General features: G+C 43.1%; 14 protein-coding genes. 3 read left to right on the forward strand and 11 right to left on the reverse strand.

Annotated features, from left to right (window positions below; genetic code table 11):
• Entirely contained in the window at positions 1–1,653 is a 1,653-nt protein-coding gene (locus ACIQZD_RS16865; protein WP_402904702.1) for a glutamine--tRNA ligase/YqeY domain fusion protein, read from the forward strand.
• A 64-nt stretch (positions 1,654–1,717) separates the two neighbouring features.
• Here ACIQZD_RS16865 and ACIQZD_RS16870 read toward each other — a convergent pair whose 3' ends face one another.
• From ACIQZD_RS16870 to ACIQZD_RS16910, 9 genes are all read right to left on the reverse strand, one after another.
• Positions 1,718–2,572, reverse strand: a complete 855-nt coding sequence (locus ACIQZD_RS16870; protein WP_137017751.1) for an STAS domain-containing protein — start codon at positions 2,570–2,572, stop codon at positions 1,718–1,720.
• A 22-nt stretch (positions 2,573–2,594) separates the two neighbouring features.
• The gene (gene msrB / locus ACIQZD_RS16875) at positions 2,595–3,554 is read right to left on the reverse strand and encodes a peptide-methionine (R)-S-oxide reductase MsrB (RefSeq protein ID WP_402904705.1); all 960 of its coding nucleotides are present in this window, start codon (positions 3,552–3,554) and stop codon (positions 2,595–2,597) included.
• A gap of 151 nt (positions 3,555–3,705) precedes the next feature.
• Positions 3,706–4,890, reverse strand: coding sequence for a NupC/NupG family nucleoside CNT transporter (locus ACIQZD_RS16880; protein ID WP_402904707.1), 1,185 nt, complete (start codon positions 4,888–4,890; stop codon positions 3,706–3,708).
• Between the two features lie 264 nt (positions 4,891–5,154).
• A complete protein-coding gene (locus ACIQZD_RS16885; protein WP_402904709.1) occupies positions 5,155–5,604 on the reverse strand; it encodes a hypothetical protein in 450 nt (149 codons plus the stop codon).
• Positions 5,605–5,729: 125 nt separating this feature from the next.
• Positions 5,730–6,968, reverse strand: coding sequence for a sensor histidine kinase (locus tag ACIQZD_RS16890; RefSeq protein ID WP_402904711.1), 1,239 nt, complete (start codon positions 6,966–6,968; stop codon positions 5,730–5,732).
• A gap of 10 nt (positions 6,969–6,978) precedes the next feature.
• Entirely contained in the window at positions 6,979–7,650 is a 672-nt protein-coding gene (locus ACIQZD_RS16895) for a response regulator transcription factor (protein WP_133350793.1), read from the reverse strand.
• 110 nt (positions 7,651–7,760) lie between these two features.
• Complete coding sequence (locus ACIQZD_RS16900) at positions 7,761–8,930, reverse strand: ABC transporter permease (protein ID WP_402904714.1); 1,170 nt, start codon at positions 8,928–8,930, stop codon at positions 7,761–7,763.
• Positions 8,878–9,618, reverse strand: coding sequence for an ABC transporter ATP-binding protein (locus tag ACIQZD_RS16905; protein WP_402904716.1), 741 nt, complete (start codon positions 9,616–9,618; stop codon positions 8,878–8,880). Before ACIQZD_RS16905 ends, ACIQZD_RS16900 begins: the two co-directional genes overlap by 53 nt.
• Before the next feature lies 1 nt (position 9,619).
• On the reverse strand, positions 9,620–10,573 hold the full coding sequence (locus ACIQZD_RS16910) for an efflux RND transporter periplasmic adaptor subunit (protein WP_402904717.1): 954 nt from the start codon (positions 10,571–10,573) through the stop codon (positions 9,620–9,622).
• Between the two features lie 245 nt (positions 10,574–10,818).
• Between ACIQZD_RS16910 and ACIQZD_RS16915 the strand changes: the two genes are divergently transcribed.
• Both ACIQZD_RS16915 and ACIQZD_RS16920 read left to right on the forward strand, forming a co-directional pair.
• Positions 10,819–11,157: a DUF485 domain-containing protein gene (locus ACIQZD_RS16915; RefSeq protein WP_402904719.1), complete on the forward strand. Its 339-nt coding sequence runs from the start codon at positions 10,819–10,821 to the stop codon at positions 11,155–11,157.
• 13 nt (positions 11,158–11,170) lie between these two features.
• On the forward strand, positions 11,171–12,709 hold the full coding sequence (locus ACIQZD_RS16920) for a solute symporter family protein (protein WP_402904721.1): 1,539 nt from the start codon (positions 11,171–11,173) through the stop codon (positions 12,707–12,709).
• 104 nt (positions 12,710–12,813) lie between these two features.
• On the opposite strand, the gene ACIQZD_RS16925 is transcribed toward ACIQZD_RS16920, so the two are convergent.
• Together ACIQZD_RS16925 and ACIQZD_RS16930 are read right to left on the reverse strand one after the other, a co-directional pair.
• Positions 12,814–13,263 (reverse strand): threonine/serine exporter family protein, encoded by a 450-nt coding sequence (locus ACIQZD_RS16925; RefSeq protein ID WP_402904724.1) that lies wholly within the window; start codon positions 13,261–13,263, stop codon positions 12,814–12,816.
• 16 nt (positions 13,264–13,279) lie between these two features.
• Positions 13,280–14,035: a threonine/serine exporter family protein gene (locus ACIQZD_RS16930; protein ID WP_402904726.1), complete on the reverse strand. Its 756-nt coding sequence runs from the start codon at positions 14,033–14,035 to the stop codon at positions 13,280–13,282.
• Positions 14,036–14,289 lie beyond the last annotated feature (254 nt).

A 14,289-nucleotide genomic window follows, 5' to 3' on the forward strand; every position in this document is an offset into this window, starting at 1 on the left:
TTGGAAAATAACTCTTCGAATTTTATTAAAAATATTATAAAAGATGACCTAGAGTCCGGAAAACATGATCATGTCATCACCCGCTTCCCTCCTGAGCCGAACGGATATTTACATATCGGGCATGCCAAATCAATCATTTTGAATTTTGGGGTGGCTGATGATTTCAATGGGAAAACTAACCTTCGTTTCGATGATACGAATCCATTGAAAGAGGATATTGAGTTTGTAAACTCCATAAAGGAAGATGTAAAGTGGCTCGGTTACGACTGGGATAACCTTTTCTTCGCTTCCGACTATTTTGATGAAATGTATAAAAGAGCTGTGCTGCTCATCAATAAAGGACTGGCATATGTGGACGACCTTAATGCCGACCAAATCCGTGAATATCGCGGAACGCTGACAGAGCCGGGGAAAGACAGCCCCTACCGCAATAGAACCGTCGAGGAAAATCTTGAACTATTTGAAAAGATGCGCAGCGGCGAATTCGAAAACGGCGCAAAAGTCTTGCGTGCAAAAATCGATATGAGCTCACCTAACATTAATTTGCGTGATCCCGTCATATACCGTATCTCCCATACTGAACACCATAATACCGGCAACAAATGGTGCATCTACCCAATGTATGCCTTTGCCCACCCAATTGAAGATGCCATCGAGGGAGTCACACACTCCATTTGTACGCTTGAGTTCGAAGATCAACGACCTCTTTATGACTGGATCGTTGAGAATTGTGAAATGGAAAGCAAACCAAAACAATATGAATTTGGCCGTCTTAACCTGACCAATACAGTAATGAGCAAGCGAAAACTGAAGCAGCTTGTCGATGAGGGCTTCGTGGACGGCTGGGACGACCCCCGGATGCCTACTGTTTCAGGCTTGCGGAGACGCGGGTATACACCCGAAGCGATTCGTGCATTCTGCCAAGAGATAGGTGTCGCCAAAACAAGCGGTGTCGTGGACTCTCAGATGCTTGATCATTTCGTGCGGGAAGACTTAAAGCTGAAGGCTCCACGGACTATGGCCATCCTGAACCCGCTTAAAGTGGTCATCACCAACTATCCGGAAGGCGAGATTGAGTGGCTGGATGCCGAGGTCAATCCGGAAGTTCCGGAAATGGGCACACGCCAAATCCCGTTTTCACGTGAAATATATATCGAACAGGACGATTTCATGGAAAACCCGCCGAAAAAGTATTTCCGACTTTTCCCGGGCAATGAAGTCCGTTTGAAACATGCTTATTTCATTAAATGTGAAGAAGTGATAAAAGACGATGCCGGTAACGTCATTGAACTTCGCTGCACATACGATATTGAAACGAAAAGCGGATCTGGCTTCACTGGCCGTAAAGTGAAAGGTACATTGCACTGGGTCGAAGCTTCACAAGCCGTTTCAGCGGAATTCCGCAACTATCAGCCTTTAATCTTGGATAAGGAAGATGATGAAGAGGAAGAAAAATCATTCCTGGACCGGGTAAACCCTGATTCTATAGAAATTTTACAAGGATTTGTCGAGCCTAACATGAAAGATGTTAAGCCTCAGGATAAATTCCAATTCTTCAGGCATGGCTATTATAATGTTGATTCAAAACTCACTGCGGCCAATCACTTGGTCTTCAACCAAATCGTCGGGTTGAAAAGTTCATTCAAGTTATAGAATCACGAAAAAGAACCAGATTCCTAACGGGATCTGGTTCTTTTTCATTTTCTGCACCCTTATATCACTTTTTCTCGTAAAGTTTGATCCCTTGCTTGGAAAGGGCCTGTTTAAGAGTACTATGTGTCGAAACCTGACTAAAATCAAGACCTAACTGAATCGATGTCTGGGCCACTTCAGGACGAATCCCGGAAATGGTCGATTGAATGCCTAACAGGTTCAGGGTACTTATCAATTGATAGATCTGTTGGGCAACCATCGTATCCAAAAGGGAGACCCCCGATAAATCGATGAATAAGTGTGTGATATTTTTGCTAATGCATTTGCTTGGAGTCCCATTCAAAATTTCCTTTGCCCGATAGGTATCGATTTCACCGATTAACGGCAATACCGCAATGGCATCAACAATGGGAATGACAGGTGCGCCCAGTTCATTAATCAGCTCCTGTTGTGCAAGGAGCCGTTCTTTTGTCAAAAGGTAATACTGCTCAGTGAACTCACGGTTCAATTGATCGAAGGCACGATTAATAAGCCGGCTCCACCGGATGATTGTATCCTTCGTTATCTTCGTATCCATAAGCATATAATCAGTGATGAAGGCCCAATATGTTTCGCGAACCTTATTAAGCGCTTCCAACACTTCGTAAATAGGGGTGTCCGATTCAACCCTGCTCTTCGCAACAAGTGTGGCCCACTGCTCCATCGTTTCAATAAAAGCAGTTTTATCTTCAAGTAAAGCACTGGTCACTGTCTTGATCGTCAATGTATTCTGTTCCTTAAGCAGCTTTTCGATTTCCTCATTAGAATCTATTGAATAGATGGATCCAGACTGCTTTTCCCTTAAAGCCAGCCAGTTTTCCGTAATCTTGGATGAGTTATCAAGGATATATCGATATAAATGTTCATCTATTTTATCCATTAGTGTTCCCCTATCTCCCTAGTTATTTCATTTTAAAAAGTAATAATAAGTCTCCATATCCCTCTTTCTCCATTTCATTTCTAGGAATGAATCGAAGGGCAGCAGAGTTTATGCAATATCTCGTGCCTTTAGGACTTGGACCATCAGGAAAAACATGTCCAAGGTGGGAATCGGCTTCCCTGCTGCGCACCTCGGTCCGGGTCATTCGGTGGCTGAGATCGATTTTTTCATTGACACTTGCAGACATGATGGGCTTCGTGAAGCTAGGCCACCCACAGTCGCTATCATACTTGTCCCGCGAACTGAATAGGGGCTCCCCAGAAACGACATCCACATAGATGCCTTCTTCAAAATGATCCCAATAGGCATTATCGAAAGGCGGCTCCGTGCCATTTTCCTGGGTGACATGAAACTGACTCTCCGTTAAGGTCTTTCTAAGGTGTGCATTATTCTTAGGCCAATTTTCTTTAATGAAAGCATCCCGTCCTGAACCTTTACGATACAATGCATAGCGAAATTGATTTTTCCGATAGAACTCTTGATGATATTCCTCAGCGGCGTAAAATTTCCCCGAAGGTAGAATACCCGTAACAATAGGTTTCTTAAACCTCCCGCTCACCATTAAATATTCCTTCGATTGTTCTGCCTCCTGTTTCTGACGTTCATTTAGATAGAAAATGGCTGCCTTGTATTGCTTTCCCCTATCCGAGAACTGCCCCTCGTCATCCGTAGGATCGATTTGGCGCCAGAATATCTCCAATAAGGTTTTATAGGAAATGATTGATGGATCGAATACCACTTGCACCGCTTCAACATGATCGGTCAAACCGGTAATCACTTGTTTATAACTAGGAGCGGCAAATTTACCTCCTGTATAACCTGATGTCACTGAAATAATACCATCCATTTCATCAAAGGGAGCAACCATGCACCAAAAGCAGCCTCCTGCAAAGATAGCTGTTTCTTTTACATCCATCGTCATCCTAAAACTCCCCTTTCACGCCTGTCATTTTATGTATTATATACCAGCAAGCCAAACACCTTCAAATTCAAAAATTTCTATCTTTGCTGTACATATATAAAAGAGGCACTTAGGAGTAAACCCAAGTGCCCTTTTATGTTAAATCTGTTATTTAAAGTATCACACTTACAATGATCGCTGATAGGATGCTGACAAGAGTCGCACCGTAAAGCAGCTTCAAGCCGAAACGGGCCACAACATTTCCCTGTTTTTCATGAAGTCCTTTGACTGCACCGGCAATGATTCCAATTGATGAAAAATTAGCGAATGAAACCAAGAAAACCGAAACGATTCCTATCGTCCTTTCGCTCAAGGCTGCTGATGCGTCCCCTAAGCTCAGCATGGCAACGAATTCATTGGTTACCAGTTTCGTCGCCATGATTCCGCCAGCAGTCACGGTTTCTGAAATCGGTATACCCATGATAAAGGCAAACGGTGCAAAGATATACCCCATGATGTCTTGGAAGCTGATGCCGAAGATCATGTCGAATACGCTGTTGATCCCTGCGATTAATGCAACGAAACCAATTAACATTGCTGCTACAGTGATAGCAACCTTAAATCCATCCATGATATATTCCCCAAGCATTTCGAAGAAAGACTGCTTCTCTGCCCCTTCTTCAACAGGGAGAATATCCTCTTCATCCGTTACGGTATAAGGATTGATAATGGATGCGATGATAAATCCACCAAACATGTTAATAACAATTGCCGTCACAACGTACTTTGGTTCAATCATCGTCATATAAGCGCCAACGATCGACATCGATACAGTTGACATGGCTGATGCACAAAGCGTATACATGCGAGATGGCGGAATGGCACCGAGTTGTTTTTTCAAGGTTATGAAAACCTCGGATTGGCCCACTATTGCTGATGCAACCGCATTGTAAGATTCCAATTTACCCATTCCATTCACCTTACTTAGAAGGAATCCAATCCACTTCATGATGAACGGAAGGATCTTGAAGTGCTGTAAAATCCCGATTAAAGCTGAGATGAATACGATAGGAAGAAGGACATTTAAAAAGAAGGGCGATGCTCCTTCGTTTACAATCCCGCCAAATACAAAGGTGATCCCTTCATTTGCCCATTCTAAGAGTTTTCCGAAACCATCGGCAATCGAATTGATGATCACTAAGCCAAACTTCGTGTTTAATAATAAATAAGTTAAAATAAGCTGAATGACCACCATGAGGATGATCGGTTTGATTTTAACTTTCTTCCGGTCACTGCTGACTAAGATAGCTAGTCCAAAAACAATAAGCAGTCCTAAAATTGCAATCAGAAATTTCATATATTCTGCCTCCACTAAGGGTGAATTTAATGTTCGTGCATTAATAGTAGGATACCCTCAAAAAATTTATGCAAACGTTTTCTCTTTCATCCAAAATACATGTACGTACCTCTCAGAAGTCTATATTAAACTAATATTTTTTTAAGTGCAATTATTATTTCCCTTTTTAAAATAACAATTAGTGACAATAATGGGTTTCGTGAATTAAAAAAGAAGGCTCCCCTCCGAAAGGAACCTTCTCTTTCCTCAAATAGTACCGACTATTTAGGCAGCTGTTTTTCTGGATATCACCGTTGTCGCTAATCCAGCGCCTCCAATTACAAAGATGATGATGGATGCGGCCAAGCCACCTGCCCCTTGATAAAAGTCGATGAATTTCCCTGCAAATGAGTCTCTGCCTTGGAAACCGCCACCGCTTGGCATCTCCCCTGGAGTCCCGGAACCATTAGGCCCGCCTTGTGAAGTGCCCTGCGTATCATTAGATGCCGTTTCCGTAGATGAATCATCGGTCGCCGTACTGCTATTAGCCGATTCTTCCGTATCATCCGTTTCTGTTGTGTTGCGGTCGGCAGGCTGACCCATCACCGCTTGTCGGTTCATGGGTTCAGTGCCGCTGCCATCCACATACATCATGATCCCGATGACTGCTTGGGCCATTAAGAGGACCGAAGCCAATATTCCAACCAAAAAGTGTAACCTACCAAGTCTTTTCATCAATGATTCCCCTCCGAAAATAACTGTAATTATAAGATGATTATCTAAAAAGACCCTTAATTTTTCCTTAAGCAACAAGGAAGAAAGTAAGGGTCTTTTCGTATTGGATGGCATCTAAAGGTAGATTAGCTTTTCCTTTGATTTCTCGGAAAAGTGATTTCAAAACGGGTGCGTTCATTCAGTTCACTCGTAACCTTGATGTTCCCTTGATGTGTGTTTACAATCCATTTGGCTATGGATAAACCTAACCCAGAGCCTTCATTTGCTGAACGGGATTGCTCCACTTGGTAAAAACGGTTAAAAATCAAGGGGAGCTCTTCCTGCGGAATGCCTTTTCCATTATCCTCCACAGTAAGAATGATGGATGAGGCATTCTTGATGCAGGATAGGGAAATCTCCCCGCCTTCCTCGGTAAATTTCATGGCATTGTCCACCAATATCACCAATAGCTGATGGATTCTCTCTTTATCACCATGAAACACCACCTGTTCGGGAGCATGGCTAATGATTGACTTCTCTTGAAAAGAAGCGATATCCGTATACTGTTCCACGATATCCATAAGTAAGTCATCAAGAAAAAAGTTCGATTTCTTAACCTCCATTTGATTCGAATCAGTTCTGGTCAAGGTCAAAAGTCCGTTAACAAGCTTATTCAATCGCCGGACTTCTTTCGAAATGATGGATATATCAACGGCTTTTTCCTCGATTGTCGCATTCGGTGATTGAAACAGCAAATCAGCCCGCGATTGAATGACAGCAAGCGGCGTTCGAATTTCATGCGAAGCATCCGAGACAAACTGCTGCTGCTGATCCCAGGATTTCTTGACCGGTATCAAAGCCCGTCCTGCCAGAAGATAGCCTGCGCCTACCGCCACTAGACTTCCAATTCCTCCACCAACAAACAATATGAGCAGCAAGCGATCGAGCATATCCTTTTCTGTATCCACATTCCTGATGAATTGTACGGCCATCTCTCCATACCCCGTATCGACTTGGGTGGAAAGGGCCCGATACGTGTATCCATTCACCGATATCTCTTCAATCTCATCAAATCTTTCAGGGTAAAATTCCGATTCATTAACCTTAAAAAAATTATCTACACTCAGTCTTGGCTCAATGATCGTATCATCCGGTCCCCAAACGATGACACTCGGTCCCGGTCCTAAGAGAAACTCACCTTGCGGACGTCCGCCTGGCATGCCGCCATTATTGAAATCCCTGTAATCCTTTTTAAGTGAATCATTGACATCCTTATAGATCTGATTTTCCGTATAGAAATAAATCGTTCTGCTTAAAATGGCTATTAAGACAATAAAGACGATAGAATTCAATAATGTTAGTTGAAGCCTTGTTTTTTGGAACATAATGATCCCCTTATGGTTGTTTTAGCATATAACCAATACCGCGTACGGTTTGAATATCTTTATGATAATTGAAAGGTTCCAGCTTTTTTCTAAGATGATGGATGAACACTTCGACAATGGCAATCGTGGTATCTGAATCAAACCCCCAAATGCGGTCGAAAATTTGCTCTCGGGTCAATATTTTCCCATTATTTTGAATTAGGTACTCCAGTAATTCAAACTGTTTCAAGGTCATTTTAATGACCTTTCCATCAACCAAAATATCCTTTTCCTTTTCCAGCAGTTCAATACCACGGTATTTCACATGCTGCGCAAGCGATATAATGCCGCTCCTACGAAGCAGGGCACGAATCCTGGCCTTAAGTTCCGGTGCCTGGAACGGCTTGACTAAATAATCATCGCCACCCATTTCCAATCCTCTGACACGATCCTCAAGCGCATCTTTTGCCGTCAAAAACAAGACACTTGTATCGATTTTTGCTTCCCTGATTTTCCGTACGATTTCAAACCCATCGATTCCCGGAAGCATTACATCCAAAATGATGATATCGTATATACTTTGCTGAGCCATGAATAGCCCATCTTCCCCATTATCTGCTGTATCGACTTCATATTCATCCGTCAGAATCTGTCGGATCGACTCTAATAATGAAACATTATCCTCTACCACCAAAACCTTCATTCAGGGTACCTCCCAGCCGCTTCAATTGTGATATATATGTTGATTTTATCCTTTTTCATATGCAAAAGAAAGCGGGCTTTTAATCGCCTGCTTTCTCTCAAATTGTATGTTCATTCGTGACGCAGTGCTTGAATTGGATTTAACCTGGATGCCTTATTGGCAGGAAATACGCCAAACATTATCCCGATTAAAATGGAGAATAAGAAGGCAAACAATGTCACCGACCATGAATAACTAATCGTTAAGCTTGAAAAAACTGAAATCAATTTTGCGATCCCCAATCCAATTCCAACTCCCAACAATCCCCCTAAGCAGCTCAAGACCATCGCTTCAATTAAAAACTGAAGAAGAATCGATTTCCGATTTGCCCCAATTGCTTTTCTAATTCCGATTTCCTTCGTCCTCTCCGAGACGGAAACCAACATGATATTCATGATTCCAATTCCGCCTACCAGTAACGAAATACTGGCAATGCCGCCAAGCATGAGAGTGAACGTATCCGACACAGAGCTCATTGTATCCATCAGATCTTCTTGATTGGACACCGAATAGTTATCATTCTGTTCCGGGAATGATGTGGTCATCGTACCTTGTACCTGGTACATCGCCCTATCTATGATATTCTCGTTCTCCGCTTTTAAATATACGGTTCCGATTGTCCTGCTGCCTGTAGCCCGTTCAGCAGTGGTGATCGGTGCAATGATTACATCATCCCCGCTCGATCCCATTGAGGTGCCTACCGATTTAAGCACACCGACCACGCGATAGGAAACGCCGCCGATAAGAACGTTCTGGTCCACCGCTTTTTGATTTTCAAAAAGCGTGGCGGCTGTATCTGATCCCAGGACAACGACCTTGGAGCGTAATTCCGTTTCCATATCCGTCAAAAACCGGCCTTGACTGAGCTCCAGATCCCTGACTGATAAGTAGGATGAAGTTGCACCGGTCATTGAAACCTGTGCCGAAGCTTCTCCATTTTTAGCATAAACGCGTCCAGTGACCACAGGCGCCACTTCCGATATCCCGCTTAGCTCTTTAAACTGTTCAATTGTATCATCCGTCATCTCCACGGAGTCGGTATCCGTGACGCTTACCGTTATCAGGTTCGTTCCCAGGCTATTGATCTCATCCTGAACGGACTGTGAGGAACCCTGTCCAATCGAAACCAGAACGATTACGGAGGCAACACCAATTATGATTCCAAGCATGGTTAAAAATGCTCTGACTTTATTGGTTTTGATACTGCGAATAGCCATCTTCATTGATTCGCTCAGGTTCAATCCAATCACCTCCATTTTCAAATAGCTGACCGTCCTGTATCCGAACGACACGAGTTGCTTCTTTTGCCACTTCCAAATCATGGGTTATAAGGATGATTGTTTGTCCCTTTTCATTCAATTCCTTCAGCATCTGCAGCACTTCTTTACTCGTTTTACTATCAAGAGCCCCCGTCGGCTCATCCGCCAATAAAACGGGAGGATTACCGGCAAGTGCCCTTGCAATCGCAACTCTTTGCTGCTGTCCACCCGACAGTTGGGTCGGCAGATGATTCTTCCGGTCACTCAGGCCGACCATATCAAGGCATGCATTGGCCACTTCCCTTCTTTCCTTCACGCTTGCCCCTCTATAAACCAGGGGAAGTTCGACATTCTCCAACGCTGTCAGTTTTGCCAACAGGTTAAAATTTTGAAAGATAAATCCAATTTTTATATTACGAATCGCAGACAGCTCATTATCCTTCATTTTTTCCACTTCTTTTCCATCAAGAAGATATTCACCTATGTCAGGCTTGTCAAGACAGCCAATCATATTCATGAACGTCGATTTCCCTGATCCGGAAGGTCCGATGATGGAAATGAAATCGCCTCTATCAATTGTAAGACAGACATCTTGAAGGGCCTTAACCGTTTCACCGCCTAATTCATATGATTTAGACATGTTCTTAATTTTTATGATGGGTTTCGCCATTTTACTGACCTCCCTTGCCGCTCGGCATCCCGCCGCCGTTTGGCATTCCGCTGCCACTCTGCATTCTTATTTCGCCTCCTTGGCCTCCCCTCATTCCTTCGCCGTCACTGCCAGTGGAGCTTTCATTGATGGTAATGGGCAATGACACAAACTGGCCCTCTTCCAGACCTGAAGTTATTTCAATATACCTATCATTGCTGATCCCAGTCTCAACCACTTTTTTTGTACTGGCAGCTCCTTCAGTTGTACCGGATTGTTGTATATTCACATACTTTTCTTCACCGTCAATTTGAACTGCTTCAATTGGAACATATAAAGCATCTTTTACACTATTCGTCAAAATGCTCACTTCAGTCGACATCCCAATTTTTATATCGCCGGGTTTGTCAATTTTGATAGTGACATCGAACGAAGAAACTCCATTCTCATATGTACCTTCCTTTGCTACACTGGTCACTTCCCCCGTAAACGTTTCATCTTCAAAAGCACTGGCTTTAATTTCAACTGTTTGTCCTTTTTTAACGCTCGGAACATCCAATTCATCAACACTGATCGTGGTTTTCAATTTTTTATAATCCGTAACATGTGCCAACACTTCACTGCTTGATACACGATCTCCTTCTTCTACATCCAATGTTGTCACGGTACCATCGAATGGTGCCGTTATCGGGTCACTTCCATCCGTGAAGGTAATGAGTACATCTCCTTTCTCAACCAATTCATTCTTCGCTACAAGGACTTCATCCACTTCATCCGTTACCGAGGAAGTGATGTCCTCACTATTGATTGCGGCGACCGATCCGGAACCGCTTATTTGAACTTCAAGATTTCCCTTTTCAACTGTAGCCGTCACCGACTTTGCTATTACAGGCTCCGCATTGTCCTTCATGAAAAACCAAGCGCATCCCCCAATCGCCAGCACTAAAACCGTACCTATCATTATCAACTTTTTCATCACTTTTCTCCTTTCAGATTTCCTTCGTTCAAACAAGTATCGTGAAAGAAGCTTAACTTTTCCTTAATGGCCATGTGTTTGATTTCAATCACCAAGCAGCTTTTGCTTGTAAAAAACTATGTCGAACGAAAAATGCCTTATTTTCAGCATTTAAATTTACAATATATTCTGAAAAATATATACTGATACTGTTATCGGAAATTGGTAATGAAAACCAAATCATTAATGATGAAGGGGGAACCAACTTGGCATCAAACGATTCAATCGCTAAGGAAACCGAGGCAAGCGCTTCCACGGACTACACCAAGATCGTCCAATCACAATCTTTTCAAGAGCTCTTAAGGAAAAAACGCAATTTCATCGTCCCGCTATCGATCTTTTTCATGGTCTTTTATTTCACCCTACCCATACTAACTTCCTATTCTAAAGTTCTTAACTCAATTGCTTTCGGGACAATCAGCTGGGCCTGGATCTTTGCCTTCGCTCAATTTATCATGACCTGGACATTATGCATCCTCTATTCCAAAAAAGCTGCGAAATTTGACCAATTAGTAGAAAAAATCGTTAAAGAAGCGAAAGGATAAAGGTGAATTCACAATGAATATACTTGCTTTTATATTATTTCTAATCATTGTCGGACTAACATTGGTCATTACCTATTTTGCTTCACGGCGCACCAAAACGACCGCGGACTTTTATACGGCGGACAGCAGCCTTACTGGCTGGCAGAATGGCTGGGCCATTGCGGGAGATTATATGTCCGCCGCCTCATTTTTGGGGATAGCCGGCATGGTCGCACTCTCTGGATTTGATGGGTTTTTCTATAGCATAGGTTTTCTGGTTGCGTATCTGGTCGTTCTTTATATTGTGGCCGAACCGCTCCGTAACCTTGGCAAGTATACATTGGCGGACATGATCGCTGCCCGTTTCAATGAAAAGAAAGTGCGCGGGGTTGCTGCCCTTAACACCATTTCCATTTCAACCTTTTATATGATCGCCCAATTAGTCGGTGCAGGTGCCCTTATAAAACTCTTACTTGGAATTGATTATCTTTACTCCGTCATCATTGTAGGTATTTTAATGACCGTATATGTCGTATTTGGCGGTATGACGGCCACCAGTTGGGTCCAAATCGTTAAAGCCGTTTTATTGATGGCAGGTACATTCATCATCTCCATCATCGTGTTGGCGAAATTCGACTTTAGCGTGATCGAGATGTTCAAGCAAATGAAAACAGCCACTCCTTTGGGCGGGGATTTCCTCAACCCAGGTAACAAATTCAAGGATCCTTTGGATACTTTATCCCTTAATTTAGCGCTTGTACTCGGTACAGCTGGACTACCTCACATTCTCATCCGTTTCTTTACGGTGAAAGACGCCATCACAGCTCGTAAGTCCGTAGTATATGCCACGTGGATCATTGGCATCTTTTATATAATGACCATTTTCCTCGGCTTTGGAGCGGCAGCTTTTGTTGGATACGACAAAATCATAGCTGCGAATGCAGCCGGTAATATGGCTGCCCCGCTGCTTGCCGAAGCCATTGGGGGTGACTTCCTGTTCGCCTTCGTCTCTGCTGTTGCTTTCGCAACCATTTTAGCGGTTGTAGCAGGTCTCGTCCTATCGGCAGCATCTGCTTTTGCCCATGACTTCTATGGCCACATCATCCGGAAAGGCCAAGCCACTGACAAGGAACAAGTCGTTGCTGCTCGTTGGGCATCCATCGGAGTATCCGTCCTTTCCATCATCCTTGCCTTATTTGCCCAAAACATGAATGTCGCCTTCCTTGTTTCACTTGCCTTTGCCGTCGCTGCCAGTGCCAATCTGCCAATCATTGTCTTCACGGTATTCTGGAAACGTTTTAACACAGCCGGGGCTGTCACGGGCATGATAGTTGGACTGGTCAGTTCTTTATTGCTTGTGTTCCTAAGTCCCAATGTCTGGTCACCTGTAGAGGGTACGGCAATATTCGTTGGGGAGCCATTATTCCCGCTTGCCAATCCAGGCATCATCTCCATCCCGATTGGGTTTATCGCAGCCATCGCTGGAACACTTCTGTCAAGCAAGAAAGCTGATGCCAAAAAATTCGACGAAATCTTGGTCACGGCTAACACTGGGATGAAAGATCCTATATAAGCTAGATTTATTATTATTTTAAAATATAAAAAAAGAAAGGAGATCAGGGTTCGGCCTGCTCTCCTTTCTTTTTATTCAGAACCTATTCATAAGGAAGATTCCCTTTAACTTCTCAATCTTAACTTCCTTCTATTGTACTTAGTTACTAACTGGTTCATGACTTCTGCAAAGATCAGCCCCATTGCAATGGCACCAGCCAGCATGAAGACCTTGGCTGCCAGCTGAACGGCGACATAAAAATCATTTCCGACAAAATGCTTCATCGCATCATATGACAAACCTCCAGGCACGAGTGGGATGATTCCCGATACATTGAAAATCGTGATCGGCGTTTTATACCTTTTAGCAAAATACTGGCTGATGACCGCAACGATAAATGCAGCCGTTAATGTTGCAATGATGGTGTTTATCTCATTTTCAACCAGAACAAAGTATATTATCCACCCTAACATCCCTACGAAACCACAATGAAACAATGAATTTTTTGGTACATTGAAGATGACTCCAAAGGCGGCTGAGGCAATGAAACTTGTAATAAGCTGTGCAATCATCATTCTTCCTCCCCTAAAATCATAAGAAAACAAAAGCGGCCGATATTCCTGCCCCAATGGCTAAAGCAGTCAAACCTGCATCCGCACCCTTGGATAGACCCGAAACCAAATGCCCTGCAATTAAATCCCTGGCTGCATTCGTAATTAACAGCCCTGGCACAAGAGGCATCACCGCTCCAATGATTATCGTGTCCAAATGACTTCCAACTCCAATCTGGACAAAGAACATAGCTACTAATCCTACGACTAAAGAGGCGATGAATTCAGCAAAAAAACGAACTTCCAGTAACCAGTGCAAATAAAGCAGGCATGAGAATCCCATACCTCCAGCTATACAGGACCAGATGAAATCATTCCACTGTCCTTGGAACATGATTAAAAAGCAGCCGCTCGCTATAAATGCAGCAAAGACCTGTACCCACATGGGATACCCCATCCCGGCCTTTTCGATTTGCTTTAACCGAAAATATGCTTCCTCCGGTGTCATTTCCTTGCTGGAAATGCTTCGGGATATACTGTTAACCAGCGTCACTTTATGTAAATCTGTAGATCGTTGGGAAACTCGGATCAATTTTGAAGCTGGGTGCATCCCATCCAGCGAAAAAATAATTCCAGTAGGGGTCGAAAAACTGTGTGATTCACCGCACCCAAACGCTGCAGCGATCCTAACCATCGTATCTTCCACCCTTGATGTTTCCGCTCCGTTCTGAAGCATGATTTTTCCCGCAAGTAAACATACATCTATAATTTCATTGTATGGTAAACGATCATCCATTTTATCCTCTCCATCACTTCCTGCATGAGTTTCTCTCAATAACAGATAACGATCACACCAATTTAAATCCACCTCATAATAGCCCAATTCCTGTGAAAAGGATATAAAAATATTACCTATTTAATTTATCAATTCCATTAACCTTCACTACTATCTTCCTTAGTACCAGTATTCCCTTTATTTCCTGCCGAAACCGTTTAGTTAAAAGAAAATTCAATTATATCCATAATTAAAAGGAGTGCAGGCACGGTCAC

Origin of the sequence: Peribacillus sp. NPDC096447, assembly GCF_044762725.1 — a bacterium.
In the GTDB taxonomy this organism is placed as follows: domain Bacteria; phylum Bacillota; class Bacilli; order Bacillales; family DSM-1321; genus Peribacillus.